Raw genomic sequence first — 16,894 nt, 5'->3', positions numbered from 1 at the left:
GCGAGCGCGATGACCGGCGACCTGACGGAGGCGGATGTGAGGCGGCTGGAGCGTTCGGGTGCGCGGGCGTTGTCGGACGAGGAGGGTCTGGCGTTGTTCGACGGGGCGCTGGCCGGGGGTGAGCATGACGGTCTGCTGGTGCCGATCCGGCTTGATCTGGCGGCGTTGCGTCGGGGTGTGGAGGGTGTGCCTGGGGTGTTGCGGGGGTTGGTGCCGGTGCGCGCGAGGCGTCAGGCGGTGGCCGGTGTGGGTGAGGGTGAGGGTGGTGGGCTGGCTGGGAGGCTGGCGGCGATGGGTGAGGAACAGCGCTCCGCTCACCTGCTCGAACTCGTGCGCACGGAAGTGGCCGGCGTACTGGGGCACGGCTCTCCGGCGCTGATCGAACCCGGGCACGCCTTCAAGGAGTTGGGCTTCGACTCGTTGACGGCGGTGGAACTGCGCAACCGACTGAATGCGGTTACCGGCCTGAAGCTGGGCGCGACGTTGGTCTTCGACTACCCGACGGCCGGAGAACTCGCCCAGCATCTGCGGATGCGGATCCCGGGCCTTGAGGCTCCCAGCCTCAGCGGAGTGCTCGACGAACTCGACCGGATCGAACGGACGTTGACCGAAGTCGACGCGACCGACGAGGAGAACGTCGACATTCAGCGCCGGCTCTCCGCGTTGCTCGCCCGATTCGAGGAGAGGGCGAGGTCGACGGAGGCCGACGGCGTCGCCGACCAGCTGGACTCCGCCACGGACGACGAGATCTTCGCCTTCATCGACAACGAACTCGGCTGAGCGCCGACCGTACTCAGCGATCCCGGCCGACAACGGCCGTTCTGTACAGCGAACCGGGCTGAATGCCGATCGTCCCCGACGACGACTTGGACGACGACGCGAAATGGTGAGTGACTGATGTCCAACGAGCAGAAGCTGCGCGACTACCTCAAGCGGGTCACGACCGACCTGCACGAGACTCGGCGTCGGCTCAACCTGGCCGAGGCGGCACAGCACGAACCCATCGCGATCGTGGGAATGGCCTGTCGCTACCCCGGCGGCGTGGAGTCCCCCGAGGGCCTGTGGGAGCTGGTCGCGGCGGGCCGCGACGCCGTCGGCGACATGCCCGACGACCGGGGCTGGGACATCGACGACCTCTACGACCCGGACCCCGAGAGCCCGGGCAAGAGCTACGCCCGTGAGGGTGGGTTTTTGCATCGTGCGGCGGAGTTCGATGCGGGGTTCTTTGGCATTTCGCCGCGTGAGGCGTTGGCGATGGATCCGCAGCAGCGGTTGTTGTTGGAGGTGTCGTGGGAGGCGTTTGAGCGGGCGGGTGTGGATCCGGTGGGGTTGCGGGGGAGTCGTACGGGTGTGTTCGCGGGGGTGATGTATCACGATTACGGGTCGCGGTTGGGTGTGGGTGCGGTGCCGGAGGGGGTGGAGGGGTACGTCGGCAACGGGAGTGCGGGGAGTATCGCGACGGGTCGGATCGCTTACACGTTCGGGCTGGAGGGTCCGGCGGTGACGGTGGACACGGCGTGTTCGTCGTCGTTGGTGGCGTTGCATCTGGCGATGCAGGCGATCCGGCAGGGTGAGTGCACGATGGCCCTCGCCGGCGGCGTCACCGTCATGTCCACTCCCGAGACGTTCATCGAGTTCAGTCGGCAGCGGGGGCTTGCGGCTGATGGACGGTGCAAGGCGTTCTCCGCCGATGCGGACGGCACGGGGTGGGCTGAGGGTGCGGGGATGCTGTTGGTGGAGCGGTTGTCGGATGCGCGGCGGTTGGGGCATCCGGTGTGGGCTGTGGTGCGGGGCAGTGCGGTGAATCAGGACGGTGCGTCGAACGGGCTGACCGCGCCGAACGGTCCGTCACAGCAGCGGGTGATCCGCCAGGCCCTGGCCTCGGCCGGACTGCAGGCGGGTCAGGTGGATGCGGTGGAGGCGCATGGTACGGGGACCACGTTGGGGGACCCGATCGAGGCGCAGGCGTTGCAGGCGGTGTACGGGCAGGCGCGTCTCGGGGAGCGGCCGTTGTGGTTGGGGTCGTTGAAGTCGAACATCGGGCATGCGCAGGCTGCTGCGGGTGTGGGTGGTGTGATCAAGATGGTGATGGCGTTGCGGGCGGGTGTGCTGCCGCGGACGCTGCATGTCGATGAGCCGTCGCCGCACATCGACTGGTCGGACGGCGCCGTACGACTGCTCTCCGAGGAGACGTCCTGGCCCGAGACGGGCGAACCTCGCCGGGCCGGCGTGTCGTCGTTCGGCGTCAGCGGCACCAACGCGCACATCCTTCTCGAGCAAGCCCCGCAGCTCGAACCGGCCACCGCGTCCCCGGAGGGGGAGGCGACGGCGGAGAGCTCCGCGGTGATTCCCTGGGCGATCTCCGCCAAGACGGTCGACGGTCTGCGCGCACAAACCGCGCGACTGCACGCGCACCTTCTCGCCCACCCGGAGCAACACCCCCTCGACGTCGGGCTGTCACTCGCCTGCACTCGTACGGCATTCCCCCACCGGTTCGTCGCGCTCGGCAACGGCCGCGACGAACTGCTGCACGCCGTCGCCGAGTTCGCCATCGCCGAACTCCCGGCCGGCATTCCCACCGCTCCCACCCCCGGCACGACCGTCTTCCTCTTCTCCGGGCAGGGGTCGCAACGGGCGGGCATGGGGCGGGAGTTGTACGACAGGTTCCCGGTGTTCCGGCAGAGCCTCGACGCCGTGTGCACCGCACTCGCTCCCCTTCTCGAACAACCGCTGCGGGAAGTGATGTTCGCCGCGCAGGGCTCACCGGAGGCAGCGCTGCTCGACACCACCGCCTACACCCAGCCCGCCGTGTTCGCCCTGCAACTGAGCCTCTTCCGTCTTCTGGAATCGTGGGGCGTACGGCCCGACGTCCTCGTCGGCCACTCCATCGGTGAGATCGCGGCCGCCCACGTCTCCGGCATTCTCTCCCTGGAGGACGCCTGCACCCTGGTCGCCGCGCGCGGCCGCCTGATGCAGCGACTCCCCGCCGGCGGAACCATGGTGGCCGTTGAAGCCACCCAGGACGAGGTACGTCCACTCTTGACCGGACGTGAGCACGAGGTCGGCCTGGCCGCGGTGAACGGGCCCAGGTCGGTGGTCGTTTCCGGCACCCAGGCCGCGGTGGGTGAGATCGTCGCCCAGCTTGCCGCACACGGCGCCCGGACCAAGCGGCTCACGGTCAGCCACGCCTTCCACTCCCCGCTGATGGAACCGATGCTGGACGCGTTCCGCCGCACGGTCGAGAACATGACGTTCCATGAGCCGATGATCCCCCTCGTCTCGACGGTCACCGCGACCATGGACACGCAGGAGATGCGGTCGGCCGACTACTGGGTCGCCCACGTCCGCGGGACCGTCCGATTTGCCGACGCCGTCGCCACCCTGGAGACGCAGGGCGTCGGCAGATACGTCGAGATAGGACCGTCCGCCGCGCTCGTCCCCATGGTCCAGGAAGTCCTCGACCAGCAGGCGCAAGGGGATGAAGGCGAGCGGGGCGCCGCCGACGGCGGCGGTCCGTCGGCGCTGCTCGTGGCCGCGCTGCGTAGGGACCAGCCGGAGGAACAGACCCTCCTCGCCGCCCTCGGGCGGCTGTACGCGGCCGGTACGACCATCGATTGGGCTGCGGTTCTCGACGGTCTCGGCGGCAGCCGCGTGGAACTGCCGACGTATGCCTTCCAGCGGGAGCGGTACTGGCTGGATGCGCCTGTCGGCACCGGCGACGTGGCGGCCGTTGGACTCGGCGCCCTCCGTCACCCGCTCCTTGGCGCGTCGGTTGCTCTGGCCGAGGGTGACGGTGTTCTGCTCACGGGTCGTGTTTCGTTGGCGTCGCATGCGTGGCTGGCTGATCACGCGGTGCGTGGTGTGGTTCTGGTGCCGGGTGCGGCGTTGGTGGAGTTGGCGTTGCGGGCGGGTGAGGAGGTGGGCTGCGATCGCCTGGAGGAGCTGACGCTGCAGGCGCCGCTGGTGTTGCCGGGGGCGGGTGGTGTGCAGGTTCAGGTGGTTGTCGGTGGTGCGGGTGAGGGGGGTGTGCGGGAGGTTGGTGTGTATTCCCGGTTGGAGGTGGCCGGGGGCGGGGGTGTGTGGACGTTGCATGGGAGTGGTGTTCTGGGTTCGGGTGGTGGTTCGGGTGGTGGTGTGGATCTGTCGGTGTGGCCGCCGAGGGGTGCGGTGTCGGTGGATGTACGGGACTTCTACGAGGGTCTGGCGGGGCGGGGGTATGAGTACGGGCCTGCGTTCCAGGGGTTGCGTGGGGTGTGGCGGCGTGGTGACGAGGTGTTCGCGGAGGTGACGTTGCCGGAGGAGGCAGCAGGGTCTGCGGCGGAGTTCGGTCTGCATCCGGCTCTCCTCGACGCGGCCCTGCACGCCGTGGGACTGACGGCACTTGCCGCCGACGGAGGCACGCGACTGCCGTTCACGTGGTTCGGAGTGTCTCTGTACGCGGTCGGTGCGACAGCTCTGCGGGTGCGGCTCGCGGCAACCGGTGCGGACAGCTTCTCCGTTGATGTGGCGGATGCGTCGGGTGCGCCGGTGGCTTCGGTGGAGGAGCTGGTGACTCGGGAGGTGTCGGAGGAGCAGCTTGCTGCTGCTGCGGCGGTGGCGGTGGCTTCGGTGGGTGGGTCGGGTGCTGAGTCGTTGTTCCGGGTGGAGTGGGTTCCGGTTCCGGTTCCGGGTTCGGGTTCGGGTTCGGGGGCTGGTTCGGTTTCGGGTGGGGTGGTGTCGGATGAGTCGGTGGTGGTGTGGGAGTGCCCGGTGCTTGAGGGTGGGGTTGTGGAGGTGGCTCGTGAGGGGTTGGTGCGGGTGTTGGAGGTGGTGCAGGGGTGGCTGGCTGATGAGGAGTCGGCTGGTCGGCGGTTGGTGATTGTCACGCGGGGTGCGGTGGCCGCCGGCGCCGGCGCCGGTGCTGGTGGTGCGGTTGTGGATGTGCGGTGGGCTGGTGTGTGGGGTTTGGTGCGGTCGGCGCAGGCGGAGCATCCGGGTCGGTTGGTGTTGGGTGATGTTTCTGTCGATGCGGGTGTGGAGGCGGTTGAGGCGGGGTTGGCGTCGGGTGAGGCGCAGTGGGCGGTGCGGGAGGGTGTGGTGTTGGTGCCGCGTCTTGCCCGGGCTGAGCTCGTTTCGTCCGTTGTTCCCGCCGGTGTCGTGTTCGGTGGGGGTGCGGTGTTGGTGACGGGTGCGTCGGGTGTCTTGGGTGGTGTGGTGGCCCGGCATCTGGTGGGTGTGCACGGGGTGCGGGAGTTGGTGTTGGTGAGTCGGCGTGGTCTGGGGGCCGAGGGTGTGGGGGAGTTGGTGCGGGAGTTGACGGGGATGGGGGCTCGGGTGGAGGTGGTGGCGTGTGATGTGGCTGATCGTGACGGGTTGGCGGGTGTGTTGTCGGGTCGGGTGTTGTCGGGTGTGGTGCATGCGGCGGGTGTGCTGGACGACGGGGTGGTGGAGTCGTTGGACGGGGGGAGGTTGGGTGCGGTGTTGGCGCCGAAGGTGGATGCGGCGTGGCATCTGCATGAGCTGACGCGGGGTATGGGCTTGTCGGCGTTCGTGTTGTTCTCGTCGGCGGCCGGTGTGTTCGGGACGGCGGGTCAGGCGGGTTATGCGGCGGGGAATGTGTTCCTGGACGCGTTGGCGCAGGCGCGTCGGGCGGAGGGTCTGCCGGGTCTGTCGTTGGCGTGGGGTCTGTGGGCGCGGGCGAGCGCGATGACCGGCGACCTGACCGAAACGGACCGGAGGCGCATCGCGGACCTCGGCGGTGAAGCGCTGAGCGAGGAAGACGGGCTCGGTCTCTTCGACCTGGCGTTGAGCGACACAGCCGCGGCTCTACTGGTACCAGTGCGCCTCAACCGCCTCGCGCTCCGCACCCAGGCGGAGGCCGGAACGCTGGCTCCGATCCTGCGTTCCTTGGTGCCGGTGAATGCGCGGCGGCAGGCGTCCGGCAGTGCTGCGGTGGGCGCGGACGCCGGTGGACTGGGGAGCACTCTGGCAGGAATGTCGAGGGCTGAACAGGAGCAGTTCGTCAGCGACTTGGTGCGCCGTGTCGTGGCTGGTGTCCTCGGGCATGCCACTCCCGACACCATCCATGCGACACAGTCTTTCAAGGAACTGGGCTTCGACTCGCTGACGGCCGTCGAGCTGCGCAACCGCCTGACTGCGGCGACCGGTCTGCGCCTGCCGGCCACACTCGTCTTCGACTACCCGACCTCTGCGGAACTTGCCGGACATGTACTGGCCCAGGTGGTGGGTGCATCGGTCCAGACGCCTGCGGCAGCGGCAGCCACCGTCACGTTCAATGATGAGCCGATAGCGATTGTGGGGATGGGGTGCCGTTTCCCGGGTGGTGTGGAGTCGCCGGAGGATTTGTGGAGTCTGGTGACTGCTGGGCGGGACGCGATTTCCGAGTTTCCGACCGATCGTGGTTGGGATGTCGAGGCTCTGTACGACCCCGATCCGGATCATGCGGGTACGACGTATTCGCGTGAGGGTGGGTTTTTGCATCGTGCGGCGGAGTTCGATGCGGGGTTCTTTGGTATTTCGCCGCGTGAGGCGTTGGCGATGGATCCGCAGCAGCGGTTGTTGTTGGAGGTGTCGTGGGAGGCGTTTGAGCGGGCGGGTGTGGATCCGGTGGGGTTGCGGGGGAGTCGTACGGGTGTGTTCGCGGGGGTGATGTATCACGATTATGCGTCGCGGTTGCGTGAGGTTCCGGCGCATCTTGAGGGTTTGATGGGGACGGGGAACGCGACGAGTGTGATTGCGGGGCGTTTGTCGTACACGTTCGGGTTGGAGGGGCCTGCGGTCAGTGTGGACACGGCGTGTTCGTCGTCGTTGGTGGCGTTGCATCTGGCGGTGCAGGCGTTGCGGTCGGGTGAGTGTGAGATGGCGTTGGCCGGTGGTGTGACGGTGATGGCGACGCCTGAGGCGTTTGTGAATTTCAGTCGGCAGCGGGGGCTTGCGGCTGACGGGCGGTGCAAGGCGTTCTCGGCGGGTGCGGACGGCACGGGGTGGGCTGAGGGTGCGGGGATGTTGTTGGTGGAGCGGTTGTCGGATGCGCGGCGGTTGGGGCATCCGGTGTGGGCTGTGGTGCGGGGCAGTGCGGTGAATCAGGACGGCGCGTCGAACGGGCTGACCGCGCCGAACGGTCCGTCACAGCAGCGGGTGATCCGCCAGGCCCTGGCCTCGGCCGGACTGCAGGCGGGTCAGGTGGATGCGGTGGAGGCGCATGGTACGGGGACCACGTTGGGTGATCCGATCGAGGCGCAGGCGTTGCAGGCGACGTACGGGCAGGCGCGTGGGGATGGACAGCGGCCGTTGTGGTTGGGGTCGTTGAAGTCGAACATCGGGCATGCGCAGGCCGCCGCCGGGGTGGGCGGTGTGATCAAGATGGTGATGGCGTTGCGGGCGGGTGTGCTGCCGCGGACGCTGCATGTCGATGAGCCGTCGCCGCACATCGACTGGTCGGACGGCGCCGTACGACTGCTCTCCGAGGAGACGTCCTGGCCCGAGACGGGCGAACCTCGCCGGGCGGGCGTCTCGTCGTTCGGGTTCAGCGGCACGAACGCTCACGTGATCGTCGAGCAGGCGCCGCAGACGGCCGAGGTCCCTGAGGCGATGTTGGAGCCGGTGGATGGGTCGGTGGTGCCGTGGGTGATCAGTGCCGGGTCTGAGTCGGCGTTGGTGGCTCAGGCGGGGCGGTTGCGGTCGTTCGTGGCGCGGCGGCCGGGGGTGCGGCCGGTGGATGTGGCGTTCTCGTTGGCCACGGAGCGTGGTGTGCTGGAGCACCGGGCGGTGGTGGTGGGCGCCGATCGGGAGGAGCTGCTGGCGGGGTTGGATGCGGTGGTGCCGGTGGAGGCCCCGGGGGCGGGTCGGGCGGCGTTCTTGTTCACGGGGCAGGGTGCGCAGCGGCTGGGTATGGGCCGGGAGCTGGCGCGTACGTTCCCGGTGTTCGCGAGGGTGTTGGATGAGGTTTTGGGGGTGTTGGAGCCGCTGGTGGCGGGGTCGGGGGTGCTGCGGGATGTGATGTGGGGCGAGGACGCGGGTGTGTTGGCGCGGACGGAGTTCGCGCAGCCTGCGTTGTTCGCGTTGGAGGTGGCGCTGTTCCGGCTGCTGGAGTCGTGGGGGATCCGTCCGGACATGGTGGCGGGGCATTCGATCGGTGAGATCGCGGCCGCGCATCTGGCGGGGGTCTTCTCGCTGGAGGATGCCTGTGTTCTGGTCGCGGCTCGTGGCCGGCTGATGCAGCGGCTGCCTTCTGGCGGTGCGATGGCCGCGGTGGAGGCGGGCGAGGACGAGGTGCGTGGGCTGTTGGCGGGGCGTGAGCACGAGGTGGGCGTCGCGGCCGTGAACGGGCCGGCCTCGCTTGTCGTCTCGGGTGTGGAGGCGGCGGTGGGCGAGGTCGTGACGGAGCTCGCCGCGCGCGGGGCCCGCACCAGGCGGCTCACGGTGAGCCATGCCTTCCATTCGCCGTTGATGGAGCCGATGCTGGACGATTTCCGCGCCGTTCTCGAGGGTCTGCGCTTCACCGCTCCGACGCTGCCGTTCGTGTCGGCGGTGACGGGCGCCGTCGTAGGAGAGGAGATCGCCGCCCCCGAGTACTGGGTGCGGCATGTGCGTGATGCGGTGCGTTTCTCCGACGCTGTCGGTGTGCTGCACGCCCAGGGTGTGCGGGTGTTCGTGGAGGTGGGTCCGGACGCGGTGCTGGCCGGGCTGGTCGGTCAGTGCCTCCAGGACGTGGCGAGTGTGCCGGTGTTGCGGCGTGATCGGGACGAGGTGCGGTCGGCGATGACGGCTGTGGGGCGGTTGCATGCGGCCGGCACGGCGGTGGACTGGAACATGGTGGTGCCGGGTGGTCGGCGGGTGGAGTTGCCGACGTATGCCTTCCAGCGGGAGCGGTACTGGCTCGATGCACCTGTTGGCGTTGGTGACGTGACGGCTGCGGGTCTGGACTCCCCCGGTCACGGTCTCCTCGGTGCGTCGGTGGCGCTTGCGGGCAGTGGGGGGACCGTGTTGACCGGGCGGGTGTCATTGACCTCGCACCCGTGGCTGGCCGATCACGCCTTGAGCGGGACGGTCCTGGTCCCAGGCTCCCTGTTGGTGGAGTTGGCGTTGCGGGCGGGTGAGGAGGTGGGCTGCGATCGCCTGGAGGAGCTGACGTTGCAGACGCCGCTGGTGTTGCCGGAGACGGGCGCGGTCCAGCTTCAGGTGTCGGTCGGAAACGCTGATGCGGAAGGACACCGGACCCTCGAGATCCACTCGCGGCCGTCTGACTCCGGTATGGCGCCAGGTGCGGAGTGGACGGTGCACGCTGATGGCGTTCTCGCCACGGCGGCCCAGGGGCCAGGCAAGAGTGAGGAGTCGTGGCCACCGAGCAACGCCACCGCCGTCGATTTGGCCGACGTGTATGGGCTGCTCTCTGAGAAGGGGCTGACCTACGGGCCTGCGTTCCAGGGGTTGCGTGGGGTGTGGCGGCGTGGTGACGAGGTGTTCGCGGAGGTGGTGTTGCCGGAGGAGGTTGCGGAGTCTGCGGCGGAGTTCGGTCTGCATCCGGCTCTCCTCGACGCGGCCCTGCACGTCATAGGGCTCCTGGTGCCCGCGGGTGAGAACGGCGCACGGTTGCCGTTTGCCTGGTCGGGCGTGTCGTTGTATGCGACGGGTGCGAGGGCGGTGCGGGTGTGTGTGTCGGTGGTCGAGCGTGGTGGTGTGGTGGGGGTGGCTCTGTTCGATGAGGGCGGTCTGCCGGTGGCTTCAGTCGAGTCCTTGACTCTTCGGGAGGTGTCGGAGGAGCAGCTTGCTGCTGCGGCGGTGGCGGTGGCTTCGGTGGGTGGGTCGGGTGCTGAGTCGTTGTTCCGGGTGGAGTGGGTTCCGGTTCCGGTTCCGGGTTCGGGTTCGGGTTGGGGGGCTGGTTCGGTTTCGGGTGGGGTGGTGCTGGATGAGTCGGTGGTGGTGTGGGAGTGCCCGGTGCTTGAGGGTGGGGTTGTGGAGGTGGCTCGTGAGGGGTTGGTGCGGGTGTTGGAGGTGGTGCAGGGGTGGCTGGCCGATGAGGAGTCGGCTGGTCGGCGGTTGGTGATTGTCACGCGGGGTGCGGTTGCCGCCGGCGGCAGTGCCGCTGCTGGTGGTGCGGTTGTGGATGTGCGGTGGGCTGGTGTGTGGGGTTTGGTGCGGTCGGCGCAGGCGGAGCATCCGGGTCGGTTGGTGTTGGGTGATGTTTCTGTCGATGCGGGTGTGGAGGCGATTGAGGCGGGGTTGGCGTCGGGTGAGGCGCAGTGGGCGGTGCGGGAGGGTGTGGTGTTGGCGCCGCGTCTTGCCCGGGCTGAGCTCGTTTCGTCCGTTGTTCCCGCCGGTGTCGTGTTCGGTGGGGGTGCGGTGTTGGTGACGGGTGCGTCGGGTGTCTTGGGTGGTGTGGTGGCCCGGCATCTGGTGGGTGTGCACGGGGTGCGGGAGTTGGTGTTGGTGAGTCGGCGTGGTCTGGGGGCCGAGGGTGTGGGGGAGTTGGTGCGGGAGTTGACGGGGATGGGGGCTCGGGTGGAGGTGGTGGCGTGTGATGTGGCTGATCGTGACGGGTTGGCGGGTGTGTTGTCGGGTCGGGTGTTGTCGGGTGTGGTGCATGCGGCGGGTGTGCTGGACGACGGGGTGGTGGAGTCGTTGGACGGGGGGAGGTTGGGTGCGGTGTTGGCGCCGAAGGTGGATGCGGCGTGGCATCTGCATGAGCTGACGCGGGGCATGGGCTTGTCGGCGTTCGTGTTGTTCTCGTCGGCGGCCGGTGTGTTCGGGACGGCGGGTCAGGCGGGTTATGCGGCGGGGAATGTGTTCCTGGACGCGTTGGCGCAGGCGCGTCGGGCGGAGGGTCTGCCGGGTCTCTCGCTCGCCTGGGGCCTGTGGGCCGGTGATGAGTCGATGGCAGGTGGGCTTGGTGCGGTCGATCGGCAGCGGATCGCGCGGCAGGGCGGGGAGGCGTTGAGCGAGGTAGAAGGTCTGGCCTTGTTGGACGGCGCCCTCGCAGTGGCTGAGCATGACGGCCTGCTGGTCCCCACACGCCTCAACTTCCCTGCCCTTCGCGCGCTCGCTGATTCCGGACAACTCCCGGTCATTCTCAGTGGACTTGTCCGGACCCGAATCCGACGTGCGATCGAGGCGTCTGGCGATCCGGGTCTGCGTGAACGCCTGGCCGTCATGGGCGAGGCGGAGGCCATACGGCACTTGGTTCAGTTGGTACGGAGCGAGGTCGCCGTAGTGCTGGGGCATACGACACCGGACGCAGTGGGTGCCGAGAAGCCGTTCAACGACCTGGGCTTCGATTCACTGACAGCAGTGGAACTGCGCAACCGGCTGAGCTCGGCGGCCGGTATGCGGCTGCCTGCCACCCTCGTCTTCGACTACCCGAATCCCACACAGCTTGCCGAGCAGATCTGGCGTGAGATTGCTCCCGAAGGTTCCATGACGGAGCTGGACCCCGAGGAAAAGGCATTCCAAGAGGCCATTTCCTGCATCCCCATGTCTCGATTCCGCGAGGCCGGCCTGCTGGACCTCGTGCTGAAACTCGTCGATCCGGCGAGGGAAAACAGGACGGACGGCGAAGCGGAGGCGGAGTCCATCGACGAGATGGACGTCGACAACCTCATCCGCATGGCACTTGACGGCAAAGACTCCTGACCGACCTCGTATCTCGGAGCGCACATCATGGCTACGCCCAATGACAAGCTCGTCGAAGCACTTCGCGCCTCCCTCAAGGAAAACGAGCGGTTGCGTGAGCAGACCGGCGCTCTCCTCTCCGCATCGAGCGAAGCCATTGCGATCGTGGGGATGGGGTGCCGTTTCCCGGGTGGTGTGGAGTCGCCGGAGGACTTGTGGAGTCTGGTGGCATCGGGGGGCGATGCCATATCCGAGTTTCCGACCGATCGTGGTTGGGATGTCGAGGCTCTGTACGACCCCGATCCGGATCGTCCCGGGAAGACTTACGGGCGGAGCGGTGGGTTTTTGCATCGTGCGGCGGAGTTCGATGCGGGGTTCTTTGGCATTTCGCCGCGTGAGGCGTTGGCGATGGATCCGCAGCAGCGGTTGTTGTTGGAGGTGTCGTGGGAGGCGTTTGAGCGGGCGGGTGTGGATCCGGTGGGGTTGCGGGGGAGTCGTACGGGTGTGTTCGCGGGGGTGATGTATCACGATTATGCGTCGCGGTTGCGTGAGGTTCCGGCGCATCTTGAGGGTTTGATGGGGACGGGGAACGCGACGAGTGTGATTGCGGGGCGTTTGTCGTACACGTTCGGGTTGGAGGGGCCTGCGGTCAGTGTGGACACGGCGTGTTCGTCGTCGTTGGTGGCGTTGCATCTGGCGGTGCAGGCGTTGCGGTCGGGTGAGTGTGAGATGGCGTTGGCCGGTGGTGTGACGGTGATGGCGACGCCTGAGGCGTTTGTGAATTTCAGTCGGCAGCGGGGGCTTGCGGCTGACGGGCGGTGCAAGGCGTTCTCGGCGGGTGCGGACGGCACGGGGTGGGCTGAGGGTGCGGGGATGTTGTTGGTGGAGCGGTTGTCGGATGCGCGGCGGCTGGGGCATCCCGTTCTGGCTGTGGTGCGGGGCAGTGCGGTGAATCAGGACGGTGCGTCGAACGGGCTGACCGCGCCGAACGGTCCGTCACAGCAGCGGGTGATCCGCCAGGCCCTGGCCTCGGCCGGACTGCAGGCGGGTCAGGTGGATGCGGTGGAGGCGCATGGTACGGGGACCACGTTGGGGGACCCGATCGAGGCGCAGGCGTTGCAGGCGACGTACGGGCAGGCGCGTGGGGATGGACAGCGGCCGTTGTGGTTGGGGTCGTTGAAGTCGAACATCGGGCATGCGCAGGCCGCCGCCGGGGTGGGCGGTGTGATCAAGATGGTGATGGCGTTGCGGGCGGGTGTGCTGCCGCGGACGTTGCATGTGGAGGAGCCGTCGTCGCACATCGACTGGTCGGCGGGTGAGGTGCGTCTGCTGGCGGAGGAGCAGGAGTGGCCTGCGTCGGGTGAGCCGCGTCGGGCGGGTGTGTCGTCGTTCGGGTTCAGCGGCACGAACGCTCACGTGATCGTCGAAGAGGCGCCTGATCGTCTGGTGGACGCGGAGGTGGAGGCGCCGGGGCTGGTGGATGGGGTGGTTGATGGGTCGGTGGTGCCGTGGGTGATCAGTGGCGGGTCTGAGTCGGCGTTGGTGGCTCAGGCGGGGCGGTTGCGGTCGTTCGTGGCGCGGCGGCCGGGGGTGCGGCCGGTGGATGTGGCGTTCTCGTTGGCCACGGAGCGTGGTGTGCTGGAGCACCGGGCGGTGGTGGTGGGCGCCGATCGGGAGGAGTTGTTGGCGGGGCTTGCTTCTGTGACGTCGTCGGAACCGGTCGTCGGGGGCATGTCGGCGTTCTTGTTCACGGGGCAGGGTGCGCAGCGGCTGGGTATGGGCCGGGAGCTGGCGCGTACGTTCCCGGTGTTCGCGAGGGTGTTGGATGAGGTTTTGGGGGTGTTGGAGCCGCTGGTGGCGGGGTCGGGGGTGCTGCGGGATGTGATGTGGGGCGAGGACGCGGGTGTGTTGGCGCGGACGGAGTTCGCGCAGCCTGCGTTGTTCGCGTTGGAGGTGGCGCTGTTCCGGCTGCTGGAGTCGTGGGGGATCCGTCCGGACATGGTGGCGGGGCATTCGATCGGTGAGATCGCGGCCGCGCATCTGGCGGGGGTCTTCTCGCTGGAGGATGCCTGTGTTCTGGTCGCGGCTCGTGGCCGGCTGATGCAGCGGCTGCCCTCCGGCGGTGCGATGGCCGCGGTCGAGGCGGGCGAGGACGAGGTGCGTGCGCTGTTGGCGGGGCGTGAGCACGAGGTGGGCGTCGCGGCCGTGAACGGGCCGACCTCTCTCGTCGTCTCCGGCCTGGAGGCGGCGGTGGGCGAGATCGTGACGGAGCTCGCCGCGCGCGGGGCCCGCACCAGGCGGCTCACGGTCAGCCATGCCTTCCACTCCCCGTTGATGGAGCCGATGCTGGACGACTTCCGCGCGGTCCTCGAGGGTCTGCGCTTCACCGCTCCGACGCTGCCGTTCGTGTCGGCGGTGACGGGCGCCGTCGTAGGAGAGGAGATCGCCGCCCCCGAGTACTGGGTGCGGCACGCACGCGAGGCGGTCCGATTCGCTGACGCCGCTGCCGCCCTGCACGCCCAGGGTGTGCGGGTGTTCGTGGAGGTGGGTCCGGACGCGGTGCTGGCCGGGCTGGTCGGCCAGTGCCTCCAGGACGTCGCGAGTGTGCCGGTGCTGCGACGCGACCGGGACGAGACGCGGTCGGCGATGACGGCCGTGGGACGGCTGCACACGGCCGGCACGGCGGTGGACTGGAACATGGTGGTGCCGGGTGGTCGGCGGGTGGAGTTGCCGACGTATGCCTTCCAGCGGGAGCGGTACTGGCTCGATGCACCTGTTGGTGCAGGCGATGCGTCGGCCATGGGTCTCAGTGCCGCACGGCACCCTCTGCTCGGCGGCTCTATCACACTGGCGGACAGGACCGGTGTATTGCTCACCGGACGGCTGTCGCTCGCGACGCATCCGTGGCTGGCCGACCATGAGATCCACGGCACGGTCCTTGTCCCCAGCACCGCCCTTGTGGAGCTGGCGCTGAGGGCGGGTGACGAAGTCGGCTGCGACCGCCTGGAGGAACTGACTCTCCAGGCACCGCTCGTCCTGTCGCCCACCGGTGCCGTACACGTACAAGTGGTGGTCGGAGAGCCGGACTCGCGCAACGCTCGTGCTATCGACGTGTACGCGCGCTCGGCGGACGACACCGGCGACGCCCCGTGGACCTGCCATGCAACGGGCTTCGTCGCGCCCGGCGCGGCGCGGGCGGAGGCTGCTGACCTGGCCGTGTGGCCTCCGCGAGGGGCCGAGCGGGTGACTCTGGAGAGCTTCTACGAGGGTCTGGCGGGGCGGGGGTATGAGTACGGGCCTGCGTTCCAGGGGTTGCGTGGGGTGTGGCGGCGTGGTGACGAGGTGTTCGCGGAGGTGACGTTGCCGGAGGAGGCAGCAGGGTCTGCGGCGGAGTTCGGTCTGCATCCGGCTCTCCTCGACGCGGCCCTGCATGCTGCGGTAGCGGCGGTGCCTGGGGATTCGGGGAGTGCGCGGGTTCCGTTCGCGTGGCGTGGGGTGTCGTTGTGGGCTGGTGGTGCCACGAGTCTTCGGGTGCGTCTGGGGCTCGGTGGTGATACGGGTGTCTCGTTGGTGGCTGTGGATGGTGCGGGTGAGTTGGTGGTGTCCGTCGAGCAGCTGGTGACTCGGGAGGTGTCGGAGGAGCAGCTTGCTGCTGCGGCGGTGGCGGTGGCTTCGGTGGGTGGGTCGGGTGCTGACTCGTTGTTCCGGGTGGAGTGGGTTCCGGTTCCGGTTCCGGGTTCGGGTTCGGGTTCGGGGGCTGTTCCGGTTTCGGGTGGGGTGGTGTCGGATGAGTCGGTGGTGGTGTGGGAGTGCCCGGTGCTTGAGGGTGGGGTTGTGGAGGTGGCTCGTGAGGGGTTGGTGCGGGTGTTGGAGGTGGTGCAGGGGTGGCTGGCCGATGAGGAGTCGGTCGGTCGGCGGTTGGTGATTGTCACGCGGGGTGCGGTGGCCGCCGGCGCCGGCGCCGGTGCTGGTGGTGCGGTTGTGGATGTGCGGTGGGCTGGTGTGTGGGGTTTGGTGCGGTCGGCGCAGGCGGAGCATCCGGGTCGGTTGGTGTTGGGTGATGTTTCTGTCGATGCGGGTGTGGAGGCGGTTGAGGCGGGGTTGGCGTCGGGTGAGGCGCAGTGGGCGGTGCGGGAGGGTGTGGTGTTGGCGCCGCGTCTTGCCCGGGCTGAGTTCTCTGTCGGTGATGTGCCTTCGGCCGGTGTCGTGTTCGGTGGGGGTGCGGTGTTGGTGACGGGTGCGTCGGGTGTCTTGGGTGGTGTGGTGGCCCGGCATCTGGTGGGTGTGCACGGGGTGCGGGACTTGCTCCTGGTGAGTCGGCGTGGTCTGGGGGCCGAGGGTGTGGGGGAGTTGGTGCGGGAGTTGACGGGGATGGGGGCTCGGGTGGAGGTGGTGGCGTGTGATGTGGCTGATCGTGACGGGTTGGCGGGTGTGTTGTCGGGTCGGGTGTTGTCGGGTGTGGTGCATGCGGCGGGTGTGCTGGACGACGGGGTGGTGGAGTCGTTGGACGGGGGAGGTTGGGTGCGGTGTTGGCGCCGAAGGTGGATGCGGCGTGGCATCTGCATGAGCTGACGCGGGGCATGGGCTTGTCGGCGTTCGTGTTGTTCTCGTCGGCGGCCGGTGTGTTCGGGACGGCGGGTCAGGCGGGTTATGCGGCGGGGAATGTGTTCCTGGACGCGTTGGCGCAGGCGCGTCGGGCGGAGGGTCTGCCGGGTCTGTCGTTGGCGTGGGGTCTGTGGGCGCGGGCGAGCGCGATGACCGGCGACCTGACGGAGGCGGATGTGAGGCGGCTGGAGCGTTCGGGTGCGCGGGCGTTGTCGGACGAGGAGGGTCTGGCGTTGTTCGACGGGGCGCTGGCCGGGGGTGAGCATGACGGTCTGCTGGTGCCGATCCAGCTAGACCTGGCGGCGCTGCGCAGCCACGGGGCCTTTGCACAAGAAATGCCGACGATGCTCAGCGGTCTGATACCGCCCCAGACCCGGCGTAGGGCCGCGGGCTCCGGGGCTGGCGAGGCGAGTGGTGGCGAACTGGCGCGCACCCTGGCCGCACTGGACGCGCCCCGGCGAGGAGCTCATGTACTCGGAATCGTGCGCACGGCTGTGGCCGGGGTCCTCGGACATGCCTCCGTGGACGCTGTCGAGCCGGAGAAGTCCTTCCGCGACCTCGGGTTCGACTCGCTGACGGCTGTCGAGCTGCGCAACCGTCTCACCTCGGCGACCGGTCTGCGGTTGCCCGCCACCCTTGTCTTCGACTATCCGACCTCTGCTGAACTCGCTGAATACGTGCT

The 16,894-nt window shown here is 68.7% G+C and carries 2 protein-coding genes and 2 pseudogenes; all 4 read left to right on the top strand.

Annotated features, from left to right (window positions below; genetic code table 11):
* Positions 1–9 precede the first annotated feature (9 nt).
* Positions 10–780 (top strand): beta-ketoacyl reductase, encoded by a 771-nt coding sequence (locus OG562_RS45970; RefSeq protein WP_353962848.1) that lies wholly within the window; start codon positions 10–12, stop codon positions 778–780.
* 117 nt (positions 781–897) lie between these two features.
* The gene (locus OG562_RS04330; RefSeq protein ID WP_266393765.1) at positions 898–11,628 is read left to right on the top strand and encodes a type I polyketide synthase; all 10,731 of its coding nucleotides are present in this window, start codon (positions 898–900) and stop codon (positions 11,626–11,628) included.
* A gap of 27 nt (positions 11,629–11,655) precedes the next feature.
* Positions 11,656–15,252 (top strand): annotated as a pseudogene (locus tag OG562_RS45965) (type I polyketide synthase); the annotation flags it as partial.
* Positions 15,226–16,832 (top strand): annotated as a pseudogene (locus tag OG562_RS46200) (beta-ketoacyl reductase); the annotation flags it as partial. The pseudogenes OG562_RS45965 and OG562_RS46200, both read left to right, overlap by 27 nt.
* Positions 16,833–16,894: the final 62 nt, after the last annotated feature.

It is taken from the genome of Streptomyces sp. NBC_01275, assembly GCF_026340655.1.
In the GTDB taxonomy this organism is placed as follows: domain Bacteria; phylum Actinomycetota; class Actinomycetes; order Streptomycetales; family Streptomycetaceae; genus Streptomyces.
The sequence above is the reverse complement of the archived record's forward strand: the minus strand, read 5'-3'. Positions and strand labels throughout refer to the sequence as shown.